The 25,530-nt window shown below is 66.1% G+C and carries 22 protein-coding genes and 2 tRNA genes; 15 read left to right on the forward strand and 9 right to left on the reverse strand.

What is annotated here, in order from left to right; all coding sequences use genetic code 11:
• Window position 1 precedes the first annotated feature (1 nt).
• The 4 genes from ETX26_RS05885 to ETX26_RS05900 all read left to right on the forward strand — a co-directional run bounded on the left by ETX26_RS05885 (window position 2) and on the right by ETX26_RS05900 (window position 4,680).
• On the forward strand, window positions 2–667 hold the full coding sequence (locus ETX26_RS05885) for a YceI family protein (protein WP_129523712.1): 666 nt from the start codon (window positions 2–4) through the stop codon (window positions 665–667).
• Window positions 668–854: 187 nt separating this feature from the next.
• On the forward strand, window positions 855–2,534 hold the full coding sequence (gene leuA, locus ETX26_RS05890; RefSeq protein ID WP_129523713.1) for a 2-isopropylmalate synthase: 1,680 nt from the start codon (window positions 855–857) through the stop codon (window positions 2,532–2,534).
• Between the two features lie 50 nt (window positions 2,535–2,584).
• Window positions 2,585–3,625, forward strand: coding sequence for an amidohydrolase family protein (locus ETX26_RS05895; protein ID WP_129523714.1), 1,041 nt, complete (start codon window positions 2,585–2,587; stop codon window positions 3,623–3,625).
• Window positions 3,626–3,708: 83 nt separating this feature from the next.
• Window positions 3,709–4,680, forward strand: a complete 972-nt coding sequence (locus ETX26_RS05900) for an NAD(P)H-dependent flavin oxidoreductase (protein ID WP_129523715.1) — start codon at window positions 3,709–3,711, stop codon at window positions 4,678–4,680.
• Here ETX26_RS05900 and ETX26_RS05905 read toward each other — a convergent pair.
• From ETX26_RS05905 to ETX26_RS05915, 3 genes are all read right to left on the reverse strand, one after another.
• On the reverse strand, window positions 4,638–5,228 hold the full coding sequence (locus ETX26_RS05905) for an AHH domain-containing protein (protein ID WP_129523716.1): 591 nt from the start codon (window positions 5,226–5,228) through the stop codon (window positions 4,638–4,640). The genes ETX26_RS05900 and ETX26_RS05905 overlap by 43 nt on opposite strands.
• Window positions 5,197–5,919, reverse strand: a complete 723-nt coding sequence (locus tag ETX26_RS05910; RefSeq protein WP_129523717.1) for a hypothetical protein — start codon at window positions 5,917–5,919, stop codon at window positions 5,197–5,199. Before ETX26_RS05910 ends, ETX26_RS05905 begins: the two co-directional genes overlap by 32 nt.
• A 161-nt stretch (window positions 5,920–6,080) precedes the next feature.
• Window positions 6,081–6,572 (reverse strand): flavodoxin family protein, encoded by a 492-nt coding sequence (locus tag ETX26_RS05915; protein WP_129523718.1) that lies wholly within the window; start codon window positions 6,570–6,572, stop codon window positions 6,081–6,083.
• Window positions 6,573–6,652: 80 nt separating this feature from the next.
• On the opposite strand from ETX26_RS05915, the gene recJ reads away from it, so the two are divergent.
• From recJ to phoB, 10 genes are all read left to right on the forward strand, one after another.
• On the forward strand, window positions 6,653–8,440 hold the full coding sequence (recJ, locus tag ETX26_RS05920) for a single-stranded-DNA-specific exonuclease RecJ (protein WP_129523719.1): 1,788 nt from the start codon (window positions 6,653–6,655) through the stop codon (window positions 8,438–8,440).
• An 81-nt stretch (window positions 8,441–8,521) separates the two neighbouring features.
• Window positions 8,522–8,596 (forward strand) — tRNA-Glu (locus tag ETX26_RS05925).
• Window positions 8,597–8,636: 40 nt separating this feature from the next.
• Window positions 8,637–8,711: transfer RNA gene (locus tag ETX26_RS05930), tRNA-Glu, on the forward strand.
• Between the two features lie 149 nt (window positions 8,712–8,860).
• The gene (locus ETX26_RS05935) at window positions 8,861–9,349 is read left to right on the forward strand and encodes an anthrone oxygenase family protein (RefSeq protein ID WP_225425512.1); all 489 of its coding nucleotides are present in this window, start codon (window positions 8,861–8,863) and stop codon (window positions 9,347–9,349) included.
• Between the two features lie 86 nt (window positions 9,350–9,435).
• On the forward strand, window positions 9,436–10,632 hold the full coding sequence (locus ETX26_RS05940; RefSeq protein WP_129523721.1) for an ATP-binding protein: 1,197 nt from the start codon (window positions 9,436–9,438) through the stop codon (window positions 10,630–10,632).
• Window positions 10,633–10,727: 95 nt separating this feature from the next.
• A complete protein-coding gene (pstC, locus tag ETX26_RS05945; protein ID WP_129523722.1) occupies window positions 10,728–12,113 on the forward strand; it encodes a phosphate ABC transporter permease subunit PstC in 1,386 nt (461 codons plus the stop codon).
• Window positions 12,106–13,356: a phosphate ABC transporter permease PstA gene (pstA, locus tag ETX26_RS05950; protein ID WP_129523723.1), complete on the forward strand. Its 1,251-nt coding sequence runs from the start codon at window positions 12,106–12,108 to the stop codon at window positions 13,354–13,356. Before pstC ends, pstA begins: the two co-directional genes overlap by 8 nt.
• 38 nt (window positions 13,357–13,394) lie before the next feature.
• A complete protein-coding gene (pstB, locus tag ETX26_RS05955) occupies window positions 13,395–14,141 on the forward strand; it encodes a phosphate ABC transporter ATP-binding protein PstB (RefSeq protein WP_225425609.1) in 747 nt (248 codons plus the stop codon).
• On the forward strand, window positions 14,141–14,809 hold the full coding sequence (gene phoU, locus ETX26_RS05960) for a phosphate signaling complex protein PhoU (protein WP_191984686.1): 669 nt from the start codon (window positions 14,141–14,143) through the stop codon (window positions 14,807–14,809). The genes pstB and phoU overlap by 1 nt, the downstream gene beginning before the upstream one ends.
• A 46-nt stretch (window positions 14,810–14,855) precedes the next feature.
• Window positions 14,856–15,545: a phosphate regulon transcriptional regulator PhoB gene (gene phoB / locus ETX26_RS05965; protein ID WP_129523726.1), complete on the forward strand. Its 690-nt coding sequence runs from the start codon at window positions 14,856–14,858 to the stop codon at window positions 15,543–15,545.
• A gap of 12 nt (window positions 15,546–15,557) precedes the next feature.
• On the opposite strand, the gene ETX26_RS05970 is transcribed toward phoB, so the two are convergent.
• The 6 genes from ETX26_RS05970 to ETX26_RS05995 all read right to left on the reverse strand — a co-directional run bounded on the left by ETX26_RS05970 (window position 15,558) and on the right by ETX26_RS05995 (window position 24,882).
• Entirely contained in the window at window positions 15,558–16,292 is a 735-nt protein-coding gene (locus ETX26_RS05970; protein ID WP_225425513.1) for an extensin-like domain-containing protein, read from the reverse strand.
• Window positions 16,289–19,834, reverse strand: coding sequence for an error-prone DNA polymerase (locus ETX26_RS05975; RefSeq protein WP_129523727.1), 3,546 nt, complete (start codon window positions 19,832–19,834; stop codon window positions 16,289–16,291). The genes ETX26_RS05970 and ETX26_RS05975 overlap by 4 nt, the downstream gene beginning before the upstream one ends.
• A gap of 111 nt (window positions 19,835–19,945) precedes the next feature.
• The gene (locus ETX26_RS05980) at window positions 19,946–21,376 is read right to left on the reverse strand and encodes a UdgX family uracil-DNA binding protein (RefSeq protein WP_129523728.1); all 1,431 of its coding nucleotides are present in this window, start codon (window positions 21,374–21,376) and stop codon (window positions 19,946–19,948) included.
• Window positions 21,373–22,617 (reverse strand): putative DNA modification/repair radical SAM protein, encoded by a 1,245-nt coding sequence (locus ETX26_RS05985; protein ID WP_129523729.1) that lies wholly within the window; start codon window positions 22,615–22,617, stop codon window positions 21,373–21,375. The genes ETX26_RS05980 and ETX26_RS05985 overlap by 4 nt, the downstream gene beginning before the upstream one ends.
• Window positions 22,618–22,658: 41 nt before the next feature.
• Complete coding sequence (locus ETX26_RS05990) at window positions 22,659–24,230, reverse strand: DUF6504 family protein (RefSeq protein ID WP_129523730.1); 1,572 nt, start codon at window positions 24,228–24,230, stop codon at window positions 22,659–22,661.
• Window positions 24,145–24,882 carry a hypothetical protein gene (locus ETX26_RS05995; protein WP_225425514.1) on the reverse strand — a complete coding sequence of 246 codons (738 nt, stop codon included), beginning with the start codon at window positions 24,880–24,882 and terminating at the stop codon, window positions 24,145–24,147. The genes ETX26_RS05990 and ETX26_RS05995 overlap by 86 nt, the downstream gene beginning before the upstream one ends.
• Before the next feature lie 103 nt (window positions 24,883–24,985).
• Here ETX26_RS05995 and ETX26_RS06000 point away from each other — a divergent pair, with 103 nt between their 5' ends.
• Window positions 24,986–25,468, forward strand: coding sequence for a pyridoxamine 5'-phosphate oxidase family protein (locus ETX26_RS06000; protein ID WP_129523731.1), 483 nt, complete (start codon window positions 24,986–24,988; stop codon window positions 25,466–25,468).
• Window positions 25,469–25,530 lie beyond the last annotated feature (62 nt).

The following is a 25,530-nucleotide window of genomic DNA, read 5'->3' on the forward strand; positions in this document are numbered from 1 at the left end:
GATGACGAAGACGACCTGGATCGCCGCGATCGGCGCGGCAACGCTCGGCCTCTCGGCCCTGACCACGCTCGGCGCGCAGGATGCGCCGCCCGAGGTGCCGGGCGTCGTCGATCCAAGCAAGATCACCCGCGGCGCCTATGTCGCCGATCCGGCGCACAGCATGGTCCAGTGGCGGGTCAACCATTTCGGCTTCAACGACTACTTCGGCATCTTCGGCGACGTCGAAGGGACGCTGCAGCTCGATCCCGCCAATCCGGCCCAATCGTCGGTCGATGTCACCATCCCGGTCGCCAGCGTCACCGTCGCAAGCGAGGATCTGCGCGAGCACCTGCTGCGCCCCGCCAAGGACGGCGGCACACCCGACTTCTTCGGCCCCGAGCCGACCCCGGCGCGATTCGTCTCGAAGTCGGTCCAAGTCAGCCCCGGCGGAATGACGGCGGACATCGTCGGCGATCTGACGCTGAACGGGGTGACCAGGGAAGTGGCGCTCTACGCCCGCTTCACGGGCACCGGCCCCAATCCGATGACCAAAGCCGAAACCGTCGGGTTCGAAGGACGCGGTGTGATCAAACGGTCGGACTTCGGCATCGCCTTCGGCATCCCGGTGATATCGGACGATGTGGAGCTGGAATTTTCCGCCGCGTTCGAGAAGCCGGCAGCGGAATAATTCGGCTCGATCACTTGCCACCGCGGAAACTTTGGGTCATTGGGATCGCCATGACGCGTAACGGACTTATTCTGCTTCGACTTACCCGCCCTTGGGCGTGACCTGACGCGTGTCCCTCGGGCGCGCAATGCGCCCAAGGGGTCAAGGCCACCAGACAGCAGAACCTTCCGTTGCGAGATTCCCCAAGATGACCATGCTCCGCGAACCTTCGCGCAAGTACCGCCCCTTCCCCCAAGTGCCGCTGGCGGACCGCCAGTGGCCGACGCGCACGATCGAGGCCGCCCCGCGCTGGCTCTCGACCGACCTGCGCGACGGCAACCAGGCCATCGTCGACCCGATGGATTCGGCGAAGAAAAACAGGTTCTTCGACCTGCTTGTCGAGATCGGAGTGAAGGAGATCGAGGTCGGCTTTCCCAGCGCAGGCGCGACCGAATTCGACTTCATCCAGAGTCTGGTTCGTTCCGGGCGCATTCCCGACGACGTGGTGGTGCAGGTTCTTACGCAGAGCCGCGAGGATCTGATCCGCACCAGCTTCGCCAGCCTGGAGGGCGCGCGCGCGGCCATCGTGCACCTCTACAACGCGGTCAGCCCCACCTGGCGCGACATCGTGTTCCGCATGAGCCGCGAGGAGGTGAAGGCGATCGCCGTTGCCGGCGCCAAGGTCATGCGCGACGAGGCCGGCAGCCGGCCCGGCACCGACTGGCATTTCGAGTACAGCCCCGAGACGTTCTCGACCGCCGAGCTCGATTTCTCGATCGAGGTTTGCGAGGCGGTGATGGAGGTGCTCGCTCCCACTCCCGAGCGGCCGATCATCCTCAACCTGCCGGCGACGGTCGAGGCGGCGACGCCCAACATCTACGCTGACCAGATCGAATACTTCTGCCGCAATCTGCCGAACCGCGAGAGCGCGGTGGTCAGTCTCCACACGCACAACGACCGCGGCACCGGCGTCGCGGCGGCCGAGCTCGGCCTGATGGCCGGCGCGGACCGGGTCGAGGGCTGCCTGTTCGGCAATGGCGAGCGCACCGGCAACTGCTGCCTCGTAACCGTGGCGCTCAACATGTACACGCAGGGGATCGACCCCGGGCTCGACTTCTCGGACATCGACCGGATCATCGAGACGGTCGAGTACTGCAACGAGATCCCGGTCCACCAGCGACATCCGTATGGCGGCGAACTGGTGTTCACCGCCTTCTCCGGCAGCCATCAGGACGCGATCAAGAAGGGGTTCGAAGCGCACGGCAAGCAGAACGACGAGTTCTGGCGCGTGCCTTACCTGCCGATCGACCCGGCCGATCTTGGCCGCGACTACGAGGCGGTGATCCGCGTCAACTCACAGTCCGGCAAGGGCGGCTTCGCCTGGGTGCTCGAGCAGGATCAGGGCCTCAAGCTGCCCAAGAAGATGCAGGCCGACTTCTCCAAGCACGTTCAGCGCATGGCCGACGAGCTCGGGCGTGAGCTCAACGCGGCCGACATCTGGGATGTCTTCAAACGCACCTACCACGTGCAGGTTCGACCGAAGCGGTTCCAGCTCGTGGACTACGAGGAAAGCCGTGCGGCGGACGGCACGCGCGTGTTCGCCGGGACCGTTGAAGTCGATGGCAAGGCACAGAGCGTCTCCGGGCGCGGCAACGGCCTGATCTCCTCGGTCGTGGCAACGTTGCGGGACTCCTTCGGGGTTGAGCTGGAAGTGTGCGACTATACCGAGCACGCGCTTTCGACCGGCTCCGACGCGCGTGCGGCGGCTTACCTCGAATGCGCGCTCCCTACCGGCGAGCGGGTCTGGGGCTGCGGCATCGACGAGGACGTGGCCACGGCCAGCGTCCGGGCGGTTCTGAGCGCGGCGAACTCGGCGGCCGCGATCTAGCTTGCCACGACCGGTGCTGCGGTTAGCGTAGCGGCCCGGGAGGAGCTGCCATGACCGAAGAGATCATCGAACCCGATCTGCCGATAGTCGATCCGCATCACCACTTGTGGGACCTGCGCCCGCTCCTGCCGGCGTTTCCCGAGCCGCGGCACGCTTTCCTGGAGGCAATTGCGGGCGCGGCTCACTACACCTTCGACCAGCTCCAGGCAGATACCCAAAGCGGTCATAACGTTATCGCCACCGTGTTCATGGAATGCGGCGCATTCTACGATGCGAGCCGCGGGGACGCGTTGAAGCCTGTCGGCGAAGTCGAGTTCGTCAATGGCGTCGCCGCGCAGGGGGCAAGCGGCCTCTACGGCGCCTATCGCCCCTGTGCGGCGATCGTCGGCCACGCCGACCTGAGGCTGGGCGCGGCGGCCGGAGAAGTACTCGACGCGCTGCAGGCCGCGTCGCATCGCTTCGTGGGCATTCGTCATCAGGGCGCGTGGGATGCCGACCCCGAAGTGCTCGGCCCGCCGTTTCACGCGCCCGAAGGCCTCTACCGCGACGCCGCCTTTCGCGAAGGATTCGCAGAGCTCGGCAAGCGCGGGCTGACATTCGACGCCTGGGTGCTCGAGCCGCAGCTTGGCGACGTGCTCGATCTTGCCCGCGCCTTTCCCGATCAGCCGATCGTGCTCGACCACTGCGGGACCCCGCTCAACATCGCCTGCTATCGCGGTACGCTCGGCGAGCATTTCGATCGCTGGCGCGCCAGCGTGCGGGCGATCGCGGAATGCCCCAACGTCACGGTCAAGCTCGGCGGCCTCGCGATGGCCTTCTGCGGCATGCCGGAGGAAGGCCCCGACAAAGGCTGTGGCTCGGAGGAACTCGCCGGGCTGTGGAAGCCGTACATCGATACCTGCATCGAGGCATTCGGCGCGGACCGGGCGATGTTCGAAAGCAATTATCCGGTGGACCGCTGGGGCGCCAGCTACCCGGTGCTATGGAACGCCTTCAAGCGACTCGCCGCCGGAGCAAGCGACGACGAGAAGCGCAGCCTCTTCGCCGGCACCGCGGCGCGCATCTACGGAATCGAGCACGTCCTCGCTTGACCCTTACGTAACGGCAATCTCGACAAGGCCGCGGCGCGCGGATAGCCCGGCGCAATAAGTTGCAATCGACAACGGAGAACCGGATGCCCCTCCCCGCCCCTTTCGACCGCCTGCGCCTGCCCGTGATCGGATCGCCGCTGTTCATCGTATCGGGCCCCGAACTGGTGATCGCGCAGTGCAAGGCAGGGATCGTCGGCTCCTTCCCCGCACTCAACGCCCGGCCAACGGGCGTGCTCGACGAATGGCTGCACCGGATCACCGAGGAACTGGCGGCGCACAACCGCGACAACCCCGATCGGCCTGCGGCACCCTTCGCCGTGAACCAGATCGTCCACAAGTCGAACGACCGGCTCGAGGAAGACATGCAGGTCTGCGCCAAGTGGCAGGTACCGCTGGTCATCACCTCCCTCGGCGCGCGTGAGGATATCTTCTCTGCCGTCCGAAGCTGGGGCGGCATTACGATGCACGACGTGATCAACGACCGCTTCGCCCGCAAGGCGATCGAAAAAGGCGCGGACGGACTGATCCCGGTCGCCGCCGGCGCCGGCGGGCACGCGGGCGTGCAGTCGCCCTTCGCACTGATGCAGGAAATCCGCCAGTGGTTCGACGGGCTGGTCGCTCTCTCCGGCTCGATAGCACACGGCCGCTCGGTACTCGCGGCGCAGGCGATGGGCGCCGACTTCGCCTACATCGGCTCGCCCTGGATCGCGACGAAGGAAGCGAACGCCGACGAGCGCTACAAGCAGGGCATCGTCGAGAGCCGCGCGGCAGACATCGTCTACACCAACCTCTTCACCGGAGTGCACGGCAACTACCTGCGCGGCTCGATCGTCGCCGCGGGGCTCGATCCGGAGAACCTGCCGGTGAGCGACCCGAGCAAGATGAACTTCGGTTCCGGCGGCAACACCAAGGCCAAGGCTTGGAAGGATATCTGGGGTTCGGGCCAGGGCGTCGGAATGGTGGACGCGGTCGACAGCGTGGCGGGGCGCGTCGAACGGCTCGAGCGCGAGTATCAGGCGGCGCGGGAGGAACTGGCGATCAAAGTCGTCGGCTGAGTGACCGACCAGAGCGCTTCGGCGATCGCATCCATCTCGGCAAAGTCGAGCCCGTGTCCGATCGGATCGCGGCGATTGAGGAGGAGCCTGCGGCGCGTGTCGAGCAGCCGCCGCCGCAATCCGCGCTGGAGGAGGGCGAGCCGCATCAGCGCTTCGCCCACGGCACCTTCGGGATCGCGCGATCGCGCAGCGGCCCACCCGCGTTCGATCTGCCCAACCCGCTGAGCGACAAGTTCGCTGTAGGTCCGGTGCGGTCCCCTGTGCAGCGGCAGGCCCGTGCGCAGCGCCGCGCGCTCGCGGGCTGGAAGCAGCATGCCATTGCGCCGGAAATCCTCGAGCCCCATCCGTGCGATCCCGAGTTCCCCGAACATCCGCTCGAAGCACCGCATTGTGCGTAACTGGCGCGGCAGCAAGTGGTGACGCTGGAGGCTCGGATCGTGTCCGGGACGATCCCGACGGTTGACCGCTGCGAACGGGATACTGCGGCGGATAGCGCCAAAGCTGGCCAGCCCACGATCAGCCACGCTCGACCCTGAGGAACCGCCCATTCCCCGAAGGCCGGAGCGTCACGCGCGCACCGTCCGGCCCGGCGAGCGACACGGCTTGGGCGATCCTTCCACCCCCGACCAATTCGTTCACCAGCCTCAAGCCGAGCTGCACCGCCGCCGCGGGGTCGGGAAACTGTGCATTGTCGAAATGCAGTTCCTGCCCGGTGAAGAACGCCAGCCCCTCGGACTGGATCGCACCCCCGAGCATCTGCCGGAACGCACACAGTCCGAGTGCCGGGAACGGGCCGCCCGCCAGCCAGGCGTCCACCATCGACAGATAGAACTCGCGCCCGACCAGGGTTCGAGCCGGGGTCCAGGAAACGGCCAGGGCACCCGGCAACCGGCGTACGAGTTCCGCCCCGAGCGCAGCCTGCGCGCGCACCACGGGAACCGTTGCGCGCCCTCCTGCGAGGTGTGGCCCCGGAAGGAGGCAGACGCCCTCGCCCGGCGCTTCGCCGAAGTCGGGCGAAACCTCGTAGCGGTTGCGCAGGTCCGCCGCCGCGTAACCGGCACCGGGCGCCATCCCGCTCAGATCGAAGGTCATCCCATCGATCAGCAGCTCGAGCCAAAGCGCCTGCCCGCCTGCCGCTCCTCCCGGCCCCTCGCCGCCGTGACTGATCGCCACCCTTTCGGCGGTCTCGACGGCCTGCCGGACCGCGGCCGCGTCGGGGCGTGCCCCTGGCCGGAACATGAGTAACAGCCCCGGCGGCGCTTCGCGCGCGGCAATGTCGGACCTGATTGCGATCGGTGCGCCCCTCAGTAGTGTGCCGAAATCCTGACGCGAAAGGCCTGGCACGTCGAGTCGCTCGGCGCGAGAGATGCGTCCGGTTTCGAGGGATTTGCGGTGACTCGCTAGAATACGCCCAGAGCCAGACCTTCTGCCAAGGCCGCGCCGAGTTCGCGGCACTGGGCCAGGCGGTCTTCCGAAACGGTCTTTTCCGCCATGATCGCCTCCGGCGTCTGGGCGTCGAAGCAGAGGATCACCGGATCGGCCACCCGGCGCAGGCGCCATCCGGTAGCAATGCGGTCGATCTGGCGCTGGGCGCCTTCGCCGTCGGAGCCCGCCGCGATCAACGTTGCATACGCCCGCCCCTCGATCCGGCCGAGCACGGGATAGTAGCAGCGATCGAACATCTCCTTCATCTCGCCGCTCATGCTCGCGAGGTTCTCGGGACACACGAAGAGGTAGGCCGAGGCCGCGAGGATGTCCTCGGGCGAGACCTCGCCTGCGCGCAAGAGCCAGGCCGCATCCCCCGCCCCCTCGGCGGCGGCAGAAGCCATGGCCCGGCTCGCACCGGTGCGGCTGTGCCAAGCGATCAGCAGGCGCTTTCCGTCATCGCTCATGCCCGCGACCATCGCGGATAGCTGTCGATTGTCAAACCGCGTGCTTTGCGCAAGCAGCGCGGCTGCGGTAGACGCGGCCCATGGGGTCGCAATCGCTTTCCTGCGTGTTTGGCATCGAACGGTCGCTCTCCGGCAAGGCCTGGCGCTGGCGCGGCGGGAACATGGCGCTGGCAGACGGCGCCACCTCGCTCGAGGACGATATCGTCGCGCAGCTTCTCCTGTCGCGCGGCGTCGCCCGCGAGGAGCTGGATCGGCACCGCACCCCCACTTTACGCGAGTTTCTCCCCGACCCGTCCGCCTTCCGGGACATGGACGCGGCCGCCGAACGCATAGCCCAGGCCGTGCTCGGCGGCGAGACGATCACGATCTACGGCGATTACGACGTGGACGGCGCGACCAGCTCGGCGCTGCTGATCCGGCTGCTGCGCATGCTCGGGCATGACGCCGGGCAGTATATCCCCGACCGTCTGCTCGAAGGCTACGGCCCCAGCGGCGAGGCGCTTGTCAGGTTGGCGGAGGAAGGGTCGAGCCTGATCGTGACCGTCGATTGCGGGGCGATGGCACACGAGGCGCTGAGCATGGCGCACGAGGCCGGCGTGGACGTGATCGTGGTCGATCACCACAAGTGCGCCGCCGAGCTTCCCAGGGCCGCGGCGCTGGTCAATCCGAACCGACTGGATGAAAGCGACCTTGGGGCGCGGCACGGTCATCTGGCCGCCGTGGGCGTCGCGTTCCTGCTGGCAATTGCCGTGGTGCGCACCTTGCGCGAGCGCGGGCATTTCGCTGCGCGGCCGGAGCCCGACCTGCGCGGTCTGCTCGATCTGGTCGCGCTCGGCACCGTGGCGGACGTCGCGGCCCTGCACGGGCTCAACCGCGCCTTCGTGGCGCAAGGCCTGAAGGTCATGGCGAAGCGCCAGAACGTCGGAATGTCGGCCCTGATCGACGCGAGCCGGCTGTCGCGTGCGCCGGTATGCAGCGACTTGGGCTTTGCGCTCGGCCCGCGGATCAATGCGGGCGGCCGGGTCGGCGAATCGACACTCGGCGTTCGCCTGCTGACCACCGAAGATCCCGACGAAGCGCGCGAAATCGCCGCGCAGCTTTCCACGCTCAACGAGGAACGGCGCGCGATCGAGATGGCGGTGCAGGAGGCGGCAGAGGCGCAGCTTGCGCGGCAGCACAACCGCGCGGTGCTCGTGCTCGCCGGCGCCGGCTGGCATCCCGGCGTGATTGGAATCGTCGCAGGGCGAATCAAGGAAAAGGCAGGCCGGCCCGCGATCGTGATCGCGCTCGATGGGGAGACCGGCCAAGGCAAAGGCTCCGGGCGGTCCATCTCGGGCGTGGACCTCGGCGCGGCAATCATCGCGGCGCGCGAATCCGGGCTCCTCGTCGCGGGCGGCGGCCACGCGATGGCGGCGGGGCTCACGCTCGATGCGACCAAACTCGATTCGCTCGCCGACTGGCTCGACGAGCGCCTCGCTGGCGCGGTGCAGCGCGCCTGTGCCGAGCAGGTCCTGTCGCTCGATCTCTCCCTCGCGCCCGGCGGGCTGACGCCGGAGCTGGTGGAAACGCTCGACCGGGCGGGACCGTTCGGCGTTGGGTGGCCGGGGCCGAAGCTCGCGGTCGGGCCGGTCCGACTAGCCAAGGCGGATGTCGTCGGCACCGATCATATCCGCGTGATCGCCAGCGGCGACGACGGGCGCTCGTTCAAGGCGATCGGCTTTCGCATGGCGGAAAGCGATCTCGGCCAATCGCTGCTTCACGGCGCGAAGGGGCGGCGCCTGTGGCTGGCGGGCCGTGCGAAGATCGACGATTGGGGCGCTCGCCCGCAGGCGGAGCTTCATCTGGAGGACGCCGCCTGGGCCGACTGACATTCCCGCGTAACGCACAGGGTTGACCGCGCCGCGCCGCACCCCTAAGTGCGCCGCCACGCCACCGGCACCTGACGGTTCGGCCCCTTCGTCTAGCGGTTAGGACGCGGCCCTTTCACGGCTGAAACACGGGTTCGATTCCCGTAGGGGTCACCACCGAGGAAATGTCGGCGTGGCGCGCCATCCTTCATGGTATGGCCCCTTCGTCTAGCGGTCAGGACGCGGCCCTCTCACGGCTGAAACACGGGTTCGATTCCCGTAGGGGTCACCAACCTCAGCATCGGGACGCTATTCATCCGTACGCGAGCTGCGTCGCGGCAGCGCCGTGCCCGGATCGACGGATGACAGCTGCGATTGCGACCTCTATCCTCGCTGCCCGGGGCCGATCGGGCTGGCGAGGAGGTTGTTGCTATGAGTTGGGTGTATCCGACCATGCTTCTGGTGGGTGCGATGGCTTCGGCGCTCGTTGCAGGTATCTTCTACGCCTTCTCGTCGTTCATCATGCCCGCGTTCGGCCGTCTTCCCGAAGATGATGGCAAGTCCGCGATGAACGCGATCAACGTTGCGGTCTACACTCCGAGCTTCATGATCCTGTTCATGGGGACGGCGCTGCTTTGCGCGATTCTGGGTATCTCGTCGCTGTTCTCGTTCGGAGATCCGGCCGGCAAGTCCGTTTTTGCAGCCTCGCTCCTCTATCTCGTCGGCTGCTTCGGCGTGACCGTTCTCTTCAACGTGCCGCTTAACCGGCGACTCGCGGCCGCGAACGAGGGGCGCGATGTCTCGTGGCCGAAGTATCTACGGGAGTGGACACGATGGAACACGGTCCGGACTATCGGTGCGGGACTCGCAGCGATGCTGCTCATTCTCGCGCTGGTGCTTGGCTATGGCATGGAACAGCCGATTGCATAGCGGGGGGATCGACCCGCACCTTGCGCCGGTACATCTGCGCAATTCCCTAGCCGGCACGGTTTCCCCCGGCTAAGGCCGCGCTCGCTATGCAGCAGGATCGCACCTACCCAATCGCTGCGTTCGTGCTGGCCGTGATTACCGCGGTCGCCATGGTAATTGCGGGGGCGCCCCTGTGGCTCGCATTTGCGGTGTTGCTCGTCTGGGCGGGATCGCTCTGGCTTGCCGTCGCATCCCCTCCCCCGCCCGTCGAATCGGCAACCAACGGTTCCTTCAACCGGGACGACATGGGCCTGTTCATCGAGCACGCCGGAACACCGCTGCTGGTTACGGAGAATGGCCGCATCTCGATTGCCAATCGTGCCGCACGCAACCTCCTGGGCGCCCATATCCTGGGGCAGGACATTCGAGTCGCGTTCCGCCATCCGGAGGCCGTCGCACTGCTGGAACGGGACACGAGCGGGCAAGCTACCGTGCAGGGTCTCGTCCGCCGCCGCGACATCTGGGTTCTCAACTACCAACGCCTGGCAGACGAACTCGGTGTGATAGAGTTGCTCAACCAGACCGCCGAAGCCGACATCAGCCGCGCGCACACCGATTTCGTCGCCAACGCCAGCCACGAGCTGCGGACGCCGCTTTCGTCGATCATCGGTTACGTCGAAACGCTGCGCGAGGACGCCGGCAAGGCCCCGCTCGAGACGCGCGCCAAGTTTCTCGACACGGTGCTCGGCGAAGCGCGGCGCCTGAAGAACCTAGTCGACGATCTCATGTCGCTTTCGCGCGTGGAGGCTGAAAAGCACGACCTGCCACAGGAACACCTTCCCCTGCGCGAACTGGTCGAGAGTGCCGCGCGCGACGCCGCGGGACCGGAGCGGCAGGAACGCCTAGACCTCGATTGCGAAGGGGGTATCGAGATCAGAGGCGATGCACGACAGATCGAACAGCTCATCCGCAATCTCGTCGACAACGCTCTGAAGTACGGCGCGCCGGAGGAAAAAGTCGCGGTGACCCTGCACCGTTTGCCGGAAGGCGATGCCGAACTCACCGTCAGGGACCGCGGGGAAGGCATCGCACCCGAGCACCTTCCCCACCTGACCCGCAGGTTCTACCGCACCGATCCGGGCCGCAGTCGAGCTTCGGGGGGAACCGGTCTGGGACTCGCCATCGTCAAACACATTGTGGAGCGACACCGCGGGCGCCTCGACATCACCAGCAAGCTTGGCCAAGGCACCACCATTACCGTGCGCATTCCGACCGTCGACGAGGCCGCCGAGGAAATGTCATGAAATTGTCACGAAAGTTCAACAGAGCCCGCAGGGCAAGCTCGTCGCCCGCGCGCTTGCGTCCGTTCGAAGCCTTCCCGAGCTAGGTCGCAATCGGCGTGTCGCTTACCATTCTTCTCCTTCTAGCGCTCGGGCTGGGGCTCGCCGGATGGCTCGCCGCCCGCGCGCGAGCGTGGACTCTCCGCCGTGCCAGCGGCGCGAGCGCGATGGCATCGCTTCCCAGCTACCACGGATGGTATGTGGCGTTGTGGATCGTGGTGCCGATGGTGTTCTTCATCGCCCTGTGGAGCGTCCTCGGGCCACACCTCGTGAGCCAGCATGTGCTCGCATCCCCCGCCGCGGCTGACCTGCCGGCTTTCGGGTTCAAACGCGAATCGATAATGGCCGAGGCGCGCGCGGCCGCGATCGGGGCCGCACCAGGCGTGTTCAACGAGGAAGCCCGCGCGCTGATCGAACCTTATCGGGAGGCGATCGGCCGTTACCAGTTCATCGGCATCGCCGTAACGCTCGTTCTCGGTTTTCTGGGGGGCGTGTGGGCATTCCTGCGCATCAAGCCGGACTTCACCGCACGCACTCGGGTGGAACGGACGATCATGGTCATCCTTCTGCTTGCTTCGCTCGTCGCGATCCTCACCACACTGGGGATCTTCGCCAGCCTGGTGTTCGAGACGATCCGGTTTTTCGGGATGGTTAACCCGATCGATTTCCTGTTCGGAACACACTGGGGTCCCGATCCCATGTCGAGCCCCGACAACCCGGACTCGAGCCGCTATGGCGCCATTCCGTTGTTCTGGGGCACCATATATATCGGCGCGATCATCGCCATGGTCGTGGCCATACCGCTTGGCTTGATGAGCGCGATCTATCTGACGCAATATGCCGATCCCCGGGTACGGGCATGGGTCAAGCCGGCACTGGAAATACTCGCCGGCGTCCCGACGGTGGTCTACGGATACTTCGCGGCGCTCACCGTTGCGCCGGCCATCCGTGACGTCGCCCTCGCAGCCGGTATGTCCAATCCCTCGAGCGAGAGCGCTCTTGCCGCAGGTCTCGTCATGGGCGTCATGATCATACCCTTTGTTTCCTCGATGGCCGACGATTCTATCGCCGCCGTTCCGCAAGCGATGCGGGACGGGAGCCTCGCGATGGGCGCCACGACTTCGGAAACCATCCGCCGCGTGCTCGTGCCGGCAGCACTCCCGGGCATCGTTGCCGGAGTCATGCTCGCGATCAGCCGGGCGATCGGCGAAACCATGATCGTCGTCATGGCCGCCTCTACCGCAGCCAATCTCAGCGGCAATCCGCTGGAGGCGATGACCACCGTCACCGTGCAGATCGTCGCCATGCTGACCGGCGAAGGCAGCTTCGACCATCCGGCCACGTTGAGCGCCTTCGCACTTGGCTTCGTGCTGTTCCTGGTCACGCTTGGCCTCAACTTCATCGCCCTGCGCGTCGTGAAGAGGTTCCGTGAAGCCTATGAGTGAGCGCATCCCCCCGACGCGCACCCCCGCCTTCGAGGCGCGGCTGAAGAAGCGCTATACATCCGAACGCCGCTTCAAGCTGGCGGGCATCGCCGCGATCGTGTTCTCGATCGTCGTGCTCGCCTTCCTGCTGGTGACGATGACGCTCAACGGCATCGGCGGCTTCCAGCGCGCCGAGCTGACGGTCCCGATCGACTTCACACAGGCGGGCATAACCGGCGATCCGGCCGTGCTGTCGCAGCCCCGGGGCATGCAGAGCCTCGAGGCGCAGGATCTGCCTTCGGTGGTGGAGTTCTTTGCCGAGCAGGAGCTCGGTCCGCAAGGCGCGGCGCAACTCGGCAGCGGCGCATGGCGCGAGGTCGGCCAGGCCATCATCGACGATCCTTCGTTGCTGAACACCACGGCGACCTTCGATCTCCCGGCAAGCCCCAATCTGGCCGCCGCGCTCAACGGCGAAGGTTCCGTCGAAACCCAGGCTCTCGCCGCCCAGCTCGTGGAGCAAGGCGCCCTGGGAACGGCTTTCGATGTCGGCTTTCTGACCCGCGCCGATGCCACCGATCCGCAACAGGTCGGTATCTGGGGCGCGCTCAAGGGCTCGATCCTGACGATGATCGTCACGCTCGCGCTGGCTTTCCCGATCGGCGTTCTCGCCGCGCTCTACCTCGAGGAATACGCCCCCAAGAACCGGTGGACAGACCTGATCGAGGTGTCGATCAACAACCTCGCCGCCGTACCCTCGATCATCTTCGGTCTGCTCGGTCTCGCGGTGTTTCTGTGGATTTTCCCCAGCATGCGGTCGGCACCGCTGATCGGGGGCATGACGCTGGCGCTGATGACGATGCCGGTGATCGTGATTTCCGGGCGCAACGCGATCAAGGCCGTGCCACCATCGATCCGCGATGGCGCGCTCGCGATCGGCGCGTCGCCGGTGCAGGTGGTGTTCCACCACGTGCTCCCCCTCGCCCTTCCGGGCATTCTCACCGGCACGATCATCGGCATGGCCCGCGCGCTGGGCGAGACGGCGCCGCTGCTGATGATCGGCATGCGCGCCTTCGTCGCGTCGCCGCCCGACGGATTCACTTCGCCCGCGACTGTCCTGCCGGTTCAGATCTTCCTATGGTCGGACGAGATCGACCGCGGATTCGTCGAGCGGACCTCGGCCGCGATCATCGTGCTCCTGCTGTTCCTCCTCGTGATGAACGGCCTCGCCATCTACCTGCGCAACAAGTTCGAGAAAAAGTGGTGACCGTAATCCATCCCAATCTGGACGACACCGAAGCGAAGATGAGCGCGCGGGACGTCTCCGTGTACTACGGCGACAAGATGGCGATCGATCACGTGTCGATCGACATCCCCACGAAGTATGTCACCGCCTTCATCGGTCCCTCGGGCTGCGGGAAGTCGACCTTCCTGCGCACGCTCAACCGTATGAACGACACGATTCCTTCGGCCCGCGTCGAAGGGGAGATCGTGCTCGACGGCGAGGACATCTACCGCTCGAGAATGGACGTCGTGCAGCTCCGTGCGCGCGTAGGCATGGTGTTTCAGAAGCCCAACCCCTTTCCGAAGTCGATCTACGAGAACATCGCTTACGGTCCGCGCATCCACGGCCTGGCCGAGGGCAAGCAGGAGCTCGACGGGATTGTCGAGACCTCGCTCCAGCGTGCCGGCCTGTGGAACGAGGTGAAGGACCGCCTCGACGACAGCGGCACGGCGCTCTCGGGCGGCCAGCAGCAGCGCCTGTGCATCGCGCGGGCGATCGCCGTCGATCCCGAGGTGATCCTGATGGACGAGCCATGCTCCGCACTGGATCCGATCGCGACCGCCAAGATCGAGGAGCTGATCGACGAGCTCAACGGGCGCTACGCCATCGTCATCGTCACTCACTCGATGCAGCAGGCCGCCCGCGTCAGCCAGCGCACGGCGTTCTTCCACCTCGGAAAGATGGTGGAATACGGCCGGACTTCTGACATATTCACCAATCCGCTCGAGGAGCGGACGAAGGATTACATTACGGGCAGGTACGGCTGATGACCGAGCATACAGTCAAGGCGTTCGACGAGGACATCACCCGGCTCCGCGGCCTGATCGCGGAGATGGGCGGCCTGGCCGAAGTGGCCGTGCAGAACGCCATGGACGCTCTGGTCAAAGGCGACGATACGCTGGCCCAGCAGATCATCAAGGGCGACAAGAAGATCGACGCCCTCGAATCCGAAGTCGACAAGCTCGCGGTGCGCGTGATCGCGCTCCGTGCGCCGATGGCGGACGACCTGCGCGAAGTGATCGCGGCGCTGAAGATCGCCGGCGTGGTCGAGCGGATCGGCGACTACTCGAAGGCCATCGCCAAGGCGAGCCGTGAGATCGCCGACCGGAGGCGCTTCGAGCCCCTGACCCTTTTGCCGGCGATGGGAGAACTCGCCGCCGAAATGGTTCACGACGTGCTCACCGCCTATGGCGCCCGCGACCCCGTACTGGCACGGGAGGTGATCGCGGCCGACCGGAAAGTCGACAACTTCTACAACTCGATCTTCCGCAATCTCGTCAGTCATATGGTCGAGAATCCTTCGACCATCTCGACCGCGGCGCAGCTTCTCTTTGTAGCCCGCAACATCGAACGGATCGGCGACCATGCGACGAACGTCGCGGAGATGGTCCACTTTGCGGCTACCGGGACTTATCCGGCCGATGACGATTCATGACATCCTTGTCGTCAAAGTGAAATAATCGCGGTGTCTTGAATTCGTCATGACCACCGCAACCCTTCTTCTCGTCGAAGACGATCCCGCCCTGTCGGAGCTTCTCGAGTACCGATTCGCCAACGAGGGCTATCGCGTCCGGGCGACTGCCGATGGCGACGAGGCTTTGGTGCTCGCCGCTGAAGAAGTGCCGGACCTGGTCATTCTCGACTGGATGGTCGAGGGAACCAGCGGCATCGAGGTCTGCCGCCGCCTTCGCCGCGACAAGGCGACAGCGCATGTCCCCATCATCATGCTCACCGCACGCGAGGCGGAGGACGATCGCATTCGCGGTCTCGAGACCGGCGCCGACGACTACGTGACCAAGCCCTTCTCGCCGCGCGAACTGCTCGCGCGTGTAGCTGCCGTGTTGCGCCGGATCCGGCCCGCCCTGGCCGGCGAGACGATCGAGGTGGGCGACATCAAGCTCGATCCCGTCGCGCACAAGGTCGCTCGCCGCGGACAGACCCTACAGATGGGTCCGACCGAATACCGCCTGCTCAAGTTCTTCATGGAAAGTCCCGGTCGTGTCTTCAGCCGCAACCAGCTCCTCGACGGCGTGTGGGGCACCGGCAGCGATATCGAGCTGCGCACGGTCGACGTGCATATTCGCCGGCTGCGCAAGGCGATCGAGGTAAGCGGTGCGCCGGACCCGATCCGCACGGTGCGCTCGGCCGGGTACGCCTTCGAAGCCGTCTGAGCGAGGCTTCAACTAGCGGCAAACGCCCATGTATCGGCCGGACTGGTCGAAATGGAAATGGTCCGCATGCGCCGCGTTGTAGTCGGGCGAAAGCACGGTGGCGAACAACGGACAGGCGCCGTCGCGCACCTCACGCAGGAATGCCGCTTCCTCGTCCTCACCGGTCCAGTCGCCGAGCACCGCAATCCGCTGCCCGTCGGCGAGCACGAAGGCGGCGATATCGATCGCATTGCCCGTCGCATGCTCGCTCCAGCGCCCCTCCGCCCGGCCATAGAGGCGCCGGCAACTGAAGGCGCCGAAGTGCTCGATCCGCGCCACTTCGACGCCGAAGCGCTCGACCGCCGCAGGTTGCACGACGTCACGCAGCCATAGTTCGAGCCCGATGCCCACCGGGCAGGTCGTCGGCGGCACGTTGGGCGAGAGCGGCAGCGCGGCGAGCACGGTGCGGTCCTCGCGCCGGCATGCCCCCTCCCCCTGCGGTTCGAGCGCGCGGAATTCGACGCCGCTGCGCTCGAGCACCGCGCGGCACTCGACCGGATCATCCTTGAGCGCGAGCAGCTTGCTCTGCGTCGCCCAGCCCGGCGGATCGTTGAGGTCGAGCGGCGCCCAGGGGTTGTGCTGCGGATGATCGGCCAGCCACCCACGCGCGGCGAGCAGCAGGCCGGCGACGATCAGCAGCCAGACCACGCGCCTGTCGCCGCGAAAGTGCCCGATGCGGCGGGAGATGTGGCAGCGATCGCGGTTCAATGGAAATCTCGCGACTTGGGTATGATTCGCACGTTACGAGGGTGTCCCTGGTGGAAGCCACACTCGCGGTCATCTGGTGATGGTGGCTCCCAAGGCTGAACGGGAAGATGGGGATCGTCGCGAAATTCGCGCTTGGGAGGCGGCGCGTTCTTGCAGTGATCGCCGTAGGCGACCGGCGTATTCAGGATGTCATCGGACAATCTGCGAAGCTGGCCGGTCGCGTCGACCAGGTCGCTGGCGATGACATGAATCACCTCGTCGTCATATTCCACTCGTCCGCGCACTTCCATCAAACGCGCGCCCATCACGACGGTTCTCTGCCTTTCCATCAGATCGGGCCAGACGACGAGATTCACCACTCCGGTCTCGTCCTCCAGCGTGATGAAGCACACGCCCTTGGCCGAGCCCGGCCGCTGGCGGATCAGCACGACCCCCGCGACATTGACGATCGAGCGATACTTGCGCGTGCGCAAATCGCACGCCCGCACGAAGCCGCGCGCGCTGAGCTCGGCGCGCAGGAAGGACATGGGATGCGCCTTCAGGCTGAGCCGCGTCGTCTGGTAATCCGTGACAACTTCCTCGCCCAGCGGCATCCGCGGCAGGCGGGTGATGCCCTTCTCCGCCCCCTCGTCGCGCTCCTCGGCATAACGGAACAGCGGCAGGTCGGGCGCCGCCACCAGACTGCGCGCATCCCACAGCGCCTGCCGCCGCGACAGCTCGAGCGAGCCGAAGCAATCCGCACTCGCGAGCCGCTCGATATGGCTCACGGGCACTTTCGCCCGATCACGCAGATCGGCGACATCGCGATAGGGGCCGTTCCTGACCCGCTCGTCGACGAGCGCGGCGGCAACATGCTCGGGCAGACCATCGACCTGCCGCAGCCCCAGGCGGAGCGCGATGTGCCCGTCCAGGCGATCCTTGTGGAAGGGCTGATCGGCGCAGCTCTCCAGCGTGCAATCCCAGCCCGACGCATTGACGTCTATCGGCAATACGGTGACGCCGTGCGCCTGCGCATCGCGCACGATCTGCGCAGGGGCATAAAACCCCATCGGCTGAGAGTTGAGCAGTCCGCAAGCGAAGGCTGCGGGATAGTGGCACTTGAGCCAGCTCGAGACGTAGACCAGATGCGCGAAGCTCGCGGCATGGCTTTCGGGGAAGCCGTATTCGCCGAAGCCCTTGATCTGATTGAAGCAGCGTTCGGCGAACTCGGGATCGTAGCCGCGCTCGATCATCTTGCTGACCATCCGTTCTTCCAGCTCGTCGACTTTCCCGCGGCTGCGGAACGTCGCCATGGCCTTGCGCAGCCGGTTCGCTTCGATGGGGGTGAACTCGGCCGCGTCGATCGCGATCTTCATCGCCTGTTCCTGGAAGATCGGCACACCGAGTGTCCGCCCGAGAATGGATGAGAGTTCGTCCTGTGGACCATGCTCTGGTGCCGGCGCGGGTAGCGCGAAGGCCGTCTTGCCTTCGCGCTGTTCCTTTCGCCGCTTCAGATAGGGGTGGACCATGTCGCCTTGGATCGGCCCCGGCCGCACGATCGCGACTTCCACGACGAGATCGTAGAACTTACGTGGGCGCAGGCGGGGCAGCATGTTCATCTGCGCGCGGCTTTCCACCTGGAAAACGCCAATGGAATCGCCGTTGCACAGCATGTCGTACACGGCAGGATCCTCGCGCGGGACCGTGGCCAGCTCCAATGATCGTTCGCAATGCTTTTCAAGGAGATCGAAGCATTTCCTGATGCAGGTCAGCATCCCCAGCGCGAGCACGTCGACCTTGAGGATGCCGAGATCGTCGATGTCGTCCTTGTCCCATTCGATGAAAGTGCGGTCGGGCATGGCCCCGTTGCCGATCGGCACCGTCTCGATCAGCGGGCCCTGGGTCAGAATGAAACCGCCCACATGCTGGCTGAGATGCCGCGGCATGCCGATCATCTGCTCGGTCAACTTCAGAACCCGTCTCAAATGCGGATCGGAAAGATCCAGCCCGGTTTCCCGCATAACGTGGTTCTCGTCGATCTTGCGTCCATGTCCGCCCCAGACGGTGCGGGCCAGAGCCGAGGTCACGTCTTCGGAAAGCCCCATCGCCTTGCCGACTTCCCGGATCGCCATGCGCGGGCGATAATGGATCACCGTGGCACACAGACCCGCGCGGTCGCGACCGTACTTCTCGTAGATGTGCTGAATGACCTCCTCGCGTCGCTCGTGCTCGAAATCGACATCGATGTCGGGCGGCTCGTTGCGCTCGGCGGAAATGAAGCGCTCGAACAGCAGCTGGTGCTCGGCAGGGTCCACCGCAGTGATCCCGAGGCAGAAGCAGACCGCCGAGTTGGCCGCCGACCCCCGCCCCTGGCACAGGATCGGCTTCTCGCGCGTTCGCGCGAATTCGACGATGTCCCTGATGGTCAGGAAATAGCGGGCGAGCTTGAGCTCTTCGATCAGCGCCAGTTCGCGCTCGAGCGTTTGCCGCACGCTATCGGGCACGCCGTTCAAATAATGCCTCCGCGCCCCCTCCCACGTCGATTTCTCAAGGTATTGCTGCGGCGTCATGCCGTCGGGATAGATTTCCTCCGGATACTCGTATTGCAGTTCTTCCAGGTTGAAGGTGCAGGCATCCGCTACCTCGCGCGCCGCCGCGATGGCGTGAGGCCAGCGCGCGAACAGCTTGAGCATCTCGTCAGGCGACTTGAGATGCCGCTCGGCATTGCCGAACAGCAGGTGCCCGGCCTCGGCCACCGTCGTCTTGTGACGGATTGCCGTCATGACATCCTGCAGAGGCCGCCGGTCGGGCGCATGATAATGGACGTCGTTGGTCGCGAGCAGTGCAAGCCCGTTCGCCTTTGCCAGTGCATCGAGCCGGTCGATCCGCGCGATGTCGTCGCCGCTGTAGAGATAGGATGCGGCCAGATGGCGCAGCGTGGGGAACTGGCTCACAAGATGCGGCAGAAGATCGGTGAAACCCTCTGTTATTTCGCGTAGAGATGCGGAGATATCTTCGGCCGCGCGTGAATCCGGAGCGGGAAACGGGATAACGTTGTTCGGCACGGGGATCGTGAACGGCTTTGCCAAGTCATCCGGCGGCAGCAGGATCAACTGCACCCCTTCCGCGTGGTCGGCCAACATGGCGAGCGAGATGTCGCACACGCCCTTGTCCTGCCACTTGCCGTCGAGCGTGTTCATCCGTCCGGCCGAGATCAGCCGGCATAGCCGGCCGTAGGCCGCGCGGTCCGTGGGATAGGCGAGGAAGGAAAGACCTTCTACCGTTTCTATCCTGCAGCCGATAACCGGCCGCAGTTTAAGAACTTTTGCTGCCGTGTGGATGCGTACGACGCCCGCCATCGAGTTTGCGTCCGCAATCCCGATCGCGTCGTAGCCCAGCTCGCGCGCGGTGCTCACGAGATCGACGGCATCCGAAGCGCCGCGCAGGAAGCTGAAACAGGAGACCAGCCCCAGTTCGACGAATGGCGCGCGCTGGGGCGGATCGATCAGATCGGGATCGATCTCGATCCGGCGCTTGCCGGGTGTGATCGGGGTATCGGGCATGTTTGCACCACTTCCGTCACCCCTGCGAAGGCAGGGGCCCATCCGCACTCACCGCAAGGAAGGGCCGAATGGCGGCCCCCTTTCGCAGGAGTGGCGGAGCAAATTTCACGCTCACGCCAGTTCCGCCAACCGCTCCTTCACCGCGGCAAGATCGGCTTCGAACAGGCGGCTCTGCTTCTCCTTCGCCTCGTCATCGAGGCGCAGGAGGTAGGAAGGATGCGCGGTGACCCACAATTCGCTGTCGTCCTCGAGCGGGATGGGTTCGCCGCGCGTTTTCGAAATGCTTACCGTCTTGCCGAGTATGCCGCGCGCGGCGCTGGCGCCTGTGGCAAGGATCAGCTTGGGCTGGACGATCGCGCGCTCGCTCTCCAGCCACCAGCGGCAGATGTCGATTTCCTTCGCGGTCGGCGACTGGTGCAGCCGCCGCTTGCCGCGCTGGACGAACTTGAAATGCTTGACCGCGTTGGTGAGGTAAGCCTCCTTGCGCTCAACTCCCGCCTTCTCGAGATACCGATCGAGCAACTGCCCCGCGGGCCCGACGAAGGGCCGGCCGGCCAAGTCCTCCTGATCGCCCGGCTGTTCGCCGACGATCATCAGCGCCGCGTCCTTCGGCCCTTCCCCCATCACCGCCTGGTTGTCGAGGCAGCCGATCGGACATCTGCGACACCGGTGGATTGCCTCGTCGACTGCCTTGAGCGTCTCGGGCCGGTCTTCGGTCTCCAGCGCGCCTTCCGCGACCATCTGCAATTCCCGCTTCTGCGCCCCGGCGATCAACTCGGGAATGAGCGCCGCCTCGGGCATGTTCTTCCAGTACTTGCGGGGCATCTCTTTGAGCATCGCCCCGACCTTCAAACGCGCGGGATTGAAAATCGATGCGTAATAGGTGCGCCAGAGATCCTCCATCGGATCGCCGGTGGGTGCGTCGGCGCGCTGCGCGGGCGGCCCTTCCTCCAGCGTCTCGCCGTCCCAGTGCAGGCTGCCACGCGGCGTGAGGATCGACCATTTCATGTTGGCGAAGCGGCGCACGAAGAACCCTGCGTTCGCGCGCAGGATGTGATGCTCGGGCTCGAACCAGGCGACGTAGTGCTCGCCGCTCTCCTCGGATTCGACGCGGCGGAAGCGGACGAAAGCATGCATCTTGTGGCTGTCGCGGCGCACGGTCTTGTCCAGTTCCTCGATGCGCCGGACGTCGAGGTCGGTCTTGTCCTCCATGATCCGCGGATCGGCCTGAAGCCGCCAGAGCACGCGGTAGAGCAGCGCGAAACGCTCCGGATCGGTGTGGAGCACGGCCTGTCGCGCGAGTTCCACGAAGCGGCGGCTCGCACGCACGGGTGGCGCATCCGGCTCCGGCACGGGCAGGCGCGGATCTCCCTGCGCGAAGAGGTCCCCTGCTCCGCCCGGCGCGGTCCAGACGATCCGGTCGGGCGGCACATCGCACTGGATCAACGCCCGCGCCCGCTCGCGCCAGGCGTCGAAATCGTCCGGCTCGGGCAGATGCACGAGGTAGCAGGTGTCGAATTCGAGGTTCCGGAGCGTGCTCATGCCGCGAACAGCTCCAGTTGCTCCTGTTTCGGCGCCAGTAGCGCGCGCAAGTCGGCGCGGTCGGTGAGCGTGGTCGGGCGCCAGTCGACCGTGCACAGGAACGGACGGACCTTGGCGATCGATTGGGTCAGGCGCGCAACGTCGTCGAGACGCAGCGTGCGGTGGCGGCGCGCGGCGAGAATGCGGTCGACCGCGCCGACGCCGAGCCCGGGCACGCGCAGCAGGTCCTCGCGCGCTGCGCGATTGACGTCGAGCGGAAAGCGGTCGCGGAACTTGAGCGCCCAAGCGAGCTTCGGATCGATGTCGAGCGGTAGCATCCCGTCCGCCCCGGCCGCCTCCATAACCTCGGCGGGCTTGTAGCCGTAGAAGCGCATCAGCCAGTCGGACTGATAGAGCCGATGCTCGCGGATCAGCGGCGGGCGTTTCAGCGGCAGCACCGCCGAAGCGTCGGGGATCGGACTGAAGGCCGAGTAGTAAACGCGACGCAACCCGAAACTACCGTAAAGCCGGCTCGCCTTGCCCACGATATCCGCATCGGTCGCCGCGTCCGCGCCAACGATCATCTGGGTCGACTGGCCGGCGGGCGCGAAACGCGGCGCGTGGCGGAATTTTCTCTTCGCGTCGCTCGCCTCGGCGATGTCGTCTTTCGTCCTCCCCATCGCGTCTTCGATCTGGCGCGCATTCTTGTCGGGCGCGAGGCGGGTGAGGCCGCTGTCGGTCGGCAGTTCGACGTTGATCGAGACGCGATCGGCATAGAGCCCCGCCTGATGAACCAGCTCCGGATCAGCCTCGGGGATCGTCTTGAGGTGAATGTAGCCGCGAAAGTCGTGCTCCTCGCGCAGGATGCGCGCGGCTTCGATCAGCTGCTCCATCGTGCGGTTGGAGCTCTTCACGATGCCGGAGGAGAGGAACAGTCCCTCAATGTAGTTGCGGCGGTAGAAGCTGAGCGTGAGATCCGCGACTTCCTGCGGCGTGAAGCGGGCGCGGCGGACGTTCGAGCTCTTGCGGTTGATGCAGTAGTGGCAGTCGAACACGCAGTGGTTGGTCAGCAGGATCTTCAGCAGCGAGATGCAGCGGCCGTCGGGAGCATAGGCGTGGCAGATGCCCATGCCTTCGGTCGAGCCGATGCCCTTGCTGCCGAGGCTGTTCCTGCTGGACGTGCCCGAAGAGGCGCACGAAGCGTCGTACTTTGCGGCATCGGCGAGAATCCCGAGCCTTTCGAGAATGGACTGCGACTCCATTCGTTCACTATATGTTCTAACACCGGATTTGCCTAGCGCTTTCATGCGCATAGGCCCTGCAGAAACCAGTCCGGCAGGCCGCCCCGCCCATCGTCGGGCAGTCCGTGGCGGTAGATCCAGTAGCGGCACCCCGCGGTGTCTTCGATCCGATAGTAATCCCGCAGGCGGGCCGTCGACTTCGAGCGCCACCATTCGGGCGCGATCCGTTCGGGGCCTTCGACGCGCGCAATCTCGCGCACTTGTCCGCGCCAGCGGAAGGCTTTCGGATACCCGTCCGGCGTGGCGTAGAGAACGGCGATCTTCTCCGCCCGGTCGAGCAGCTTCAGCGGACGGGCGTGGAAGCGCAGTTCCTCCTGCGCGGGAGGCTCATGCTCAAGCGGCGGGCGCCAGCGCTGCGCGCGCTCGGGCATATGGCTGGCGTGCACGACCGGGCGGCGCACCGCCTTCTCGCCGAGCCGCACCGTCAGCCGGTCGATGCATGCGGCGAGCGAGGTACCCTGCGTCTCGGCGGCCGCCTCGATATCGCCCTGCCCCAGCGCCAGCGGTTCGGTCCAGCTCGCGCGCATGCGCACCATCTCGATACCGAACCCGGCGTCGACGTCATCGAGCTTGGTCGAGAACAGCCGGCACATGTGCGCCGGATCCCGCGTGGCGGCGGAGAGTTCGAGGTGCCGCGCCGCAACTTCGCCATCCACCCGCCACAGGCCGATTTCGAGCCGTCGGGCGCCCTGCCCCTTGCCTTCGAGTTCGCGCGCCATGTCGCCGGCCAGATCGGCCACTACCTGGTCCAGCAGCTCGCGATGGCGGATCGGCTCGAGCAGCCGGCGCTGGACGAGCGGCGCTTGCCGCCGCACCACGGGCAGCAGCGGCTCCGACACGCGGCCGAGAAGCTGGTCCATCCGGATCAGCGGATTGGCCGCGGGCGATTTGCGGTTGCGGAAGCGCCGGTGGAGCGCGCTGCGGCCGATCCCGTGCAGGTCGCCCAGGCGCTTGAGGCCGAGACGGCGGAGCACGACGAGCACTTCGTCGTCGAGCCGCAGCGCGGCGACCGGCAGCTCCTCAAGGCATGCCGCTGCATCGTCGCCCGGCTGCAGGATCGCGCGCTCCGGCCCGAAGTGCGACAGCGCCCAGGCCGCGCCTGCGGTCGGCGCGATCGCGAGGCGCGCGGTCAGGCGGCGGCGGGCGAAAGCGGCCTGCGCATCGGCAAGCAGCCGCGCCTCGCCATCGAACAGATGCGCCACGGCGGTGACGTCGATCACCAGTCCGTCGGGCGCATCGAGCGCGCTCCACGGCCCCCACCGTCGCGCCCAGACGGCCAGCTTCCCGAGAAATGCGAGATCGCCCTCCGGGTCGGACGGGGCGACCTTCAGCCGCGGGCAGAGCGTACGCGCGTCGGCCAGCATCATGCCGCGCCGCGCACCCGCAGCGCGGCCGGCATCGTTGACCGCATCGATGCGCGGCCCGTGCGCGGTTTCGGCGATCAGCGCGAGCGGGTCGGCGTCCGGCCCTTCCCCGCGCGCGCACCTCTCACCCACTCGCCAGCGGTCGATCGCCAGCCGCGGCAGCCACACCGACAGAATGCGGCGGGGCGGCGACGAGACTTCGTCCGTCATCACGCAATATCCATTCTCCAAGGGCATGAGCCCGCGCGCGGAACAGTTCGGCGCGCCAGCTCGGGTTGCCGGGCGCGGCCGCATTCCAGCGCGGCGGCGGCGAGGCGGCCGCGCGCACGTCCCACCGCATCCGGGCGGAGGAAAGATCGCGCTCCGCATCGAGCCGCACCAACCACAGCGGCACGCCATGCTTCTCCGCCGCGAGGCTCAGCCGGCGCGAGGCGGTGAAATCGAGCGCTTTCGGGTTGCCCGTCAGTTCGCCGATCACGAAGGCGAGGTCGCGGCAGCGCAGCCCTTCCTCCAGGGCGAACAGCGCATCCTCCGCCTTCTCCGCCACGACATGGATCAGCCGGCGGCGCAGCTCCGCCGGAAGCCCGGGGCGGTAAGGCCGCCCGGTGAGCCGCACCGCCGCACGATCCTGCACCCACAGGACGGCACGGCGGTCCTCGTCTTCGGCAAGCGACGAACGCAACGCATCGCAGGCAAGTGCCAGCGCCAAGCCTGCCCCGCCGCCCTCGCATCCGCTGGCAAAGATCTCGCTATGCGCAGGCGCGGCAAGCCCCGGCCGCCAGCGCATGCTGCGCGCGGCGGCGAGCGCATCGACATCGCACAGGTCGGAAAGCATCGTGGCAGGCATATGGGAACGACTCATTTGTTCCTCTTATGTTCCTGCTGACAGGGGTTGGCAACCCTCCACCCAGGCAAGGAACGAAAGCTCCCGCCGCCCCGTTGCCATCACGAAAGGAGCCATTCTCATGAAATACCGCCAAGGCGATCCCGACAAGCTGAAGACCAAATTCTGGACGGCGCTCGCGGATTCGCCGTTCCTCTTCCTCCAGCTCGACAGCGACACCACCAGCGCGGTGCCGATGAGCGCGCAGCTCGACAAGGACGCGAACAGCGCGATCTGGTTCTTCACCCACAAGCAGGGCAAGTTCGCCGAGCTCGGCCCGGCCACCGCGACCTTCGAGAGCAAGGGCCACGACATCTATGCCCGCTTCCACGGCATGCTGACGGTCGAGACCAGCCAGGAACGCTTCGATCAGTTCTGGAGCAACTTCGCCGAAGCCTGGTTCGATGGCGGCAAGGACGATCCCGACATCCTGTTCCTGCGCATGGACCTGGGCGAGGCAGAAATCTGGGACGGCGACATGGGCCTGCTCGACACTGCCAAGATGGCGCTCGGCATGGACGTGCGCGAGGACGCGAGCGAGCACCACGCCGACACCCGGCTCTAGAGAAAAATCCGGCGATAAAGAAAAAGGGCTGCCTCGCGAGGCAGCCCTTTCCCGTTTTCCCA

Origin of the sequence: Pelagerythrobacter rhizovicinus (assembly GCF_004135625.1) — a bacterium.
Taxonomy (GTDB): Bacteria; Pseudomonadota; Alphaproteobacteria; order Sphingomonadales; family Sphingomonadaceae; genus Pelagerythrobacter; species Pelagerythrobacter rhizovicinus.

What these genes read in the sequence shown, in the direction of transcription:
- leuA (WP_129523713.1), top strand. Translation starts at nt 855, where the DNA reads ATGACCATGCTCCGCGAACCTTCGCGCAAGTACCGCCCCTTCCCCCAA.
- ETX26_RS05900 (WP_129523715.1), top strand. Translation starts at nt 3,709, where the DNA reads ATGCCCCTCCCCGCCCCTTTCGACCGCCTGCGCCTGCCCGTGATCGGA.
- ETX26_RS05995 (WP_225425514.1), bottom strand. Translation starts at nt 24,882, where the DNA reads ATGAGTCGTTCCCATATGCCTGCCACGATGCTTTCCGACCTGTGCGAT.
- ETX26_RS05910 (WP_129523717.1), bottom strand. Translation starts at nt 5,919, where the DNA reads ATGTTCCGGCCAGGGGCACGCCCCGACGCGGCCGCGGTCCGGCAGGCC.
- ETX26_RS05885 (WP_129523712.1), top strand. Translation starts at nt 2, where the DNA reads ATGACGAAGACGACCTGGATCGCCGCGATCGGCGCGGCAACGCTCGGC.
- pstA (WP_129523723.1), top strand. Translation starts at nt 12,106, where the DNA reads ATGAGTGAGCGCATCCCCCCGACGCGCACCCCCGCCTTCGAGGCGCGG.
- ETX26_RS05990 (WP_129523730.1), bottom strand. Translation starts at nt 24,230, where the DNA reads ATGACGGACGAAGTCTCGTCGCCGCCCCGCCGCATTCTGTCGGTGTGG.
- ETX26_RS05980 (WP_129523728.1), bottom strand. Translation starts at nt 21,376, where the DNA reads ATGAGCACGCTCCGGAACCTCGAATTCGACACCTGCTACCTCGTGCAT.
- ETX26_RS05895 (WP_129523714.1), top strand. Translation starts at nt 2,585, where the DNA reads ATGACCGAAGAGATCATCGAACCCGATCTGCCGATAGTCGATCCGCAT.
- recJ (WP_129523719.1), top strand. Translation starts at nt 6,653, where the DNA reads ATGGGGTCGCAATCGCTTTCCTGCGTGTTTGGCATCGAACGGTCGCTC.
- ETX26_RS05905 (WP_129523716.1), bottom strand. Translation starts at nt 5,228, where the DNA reads ATGGGCGGTTCCTCAGGGTCGAGCGTGGCTGATCGTGGGCTGGCCAGC.
- phoU (WP_191984686.1), top strand. Translation starts at nt 14,141, where the DNA reads ATGACCGAGCATACAGTCAAGGCGTTCGACGAGGACATCACCCGGCTC.
- ETX26_RS05975 (WP_129523727.1), bottom strand. Translation starts at nt 19,834, where the DNA reads ATGCCCGATACCCCGATCACACCCGGCAAGCGCCGGATCGAGATCGAT.
- pstB (WP_225425609.1), top strand. Translation starts at nt 13,395, where the DNA reads ATGAGCGCGCGGGACGTCTCCGTGTACTACGGCGACAAGATGGCGATC.
- ETX26_RS05985 (WP_129523729.1), bottom strand. Translation starts at nt 22,617, where the DNA reads ATGGAGTCGCAGTCCATTCTCGAAAGGCTCGGGATTCTCGCCGATGCC.
- ETX26_RS06000 (WP_129523731.1), top strand. Translation starts at nt 24,986, where the DNA reads ATGAAATACCGCCAAGGCGATCCCGACAAGCTGAAGACCAAATTCTGG.
- ETX26_RS05940 (WP_129523721.1), top strand. Translation starts at nt 9,436, where the DNA reads ATGCAGCAGGATCGCACCTACCCAATCGCTGCGTTCGTGCTGGCCGTG.
- phoB (WP_129523726.1), top strand. Translation starts at nt 14,856, where the DNA reads ATGACCACCGCAACCCTTCTTCTCGTCGAAGACGATCCCGCCCTGTCG.
- ETX26_RS05915 (WP_129523718.1), bottom strand. Translation starts at nt 6,572, where the DNA reads ATGAGCGATGACGGAAAGCGCCTGCTGATCGCTTGGCACAGCCGCACC.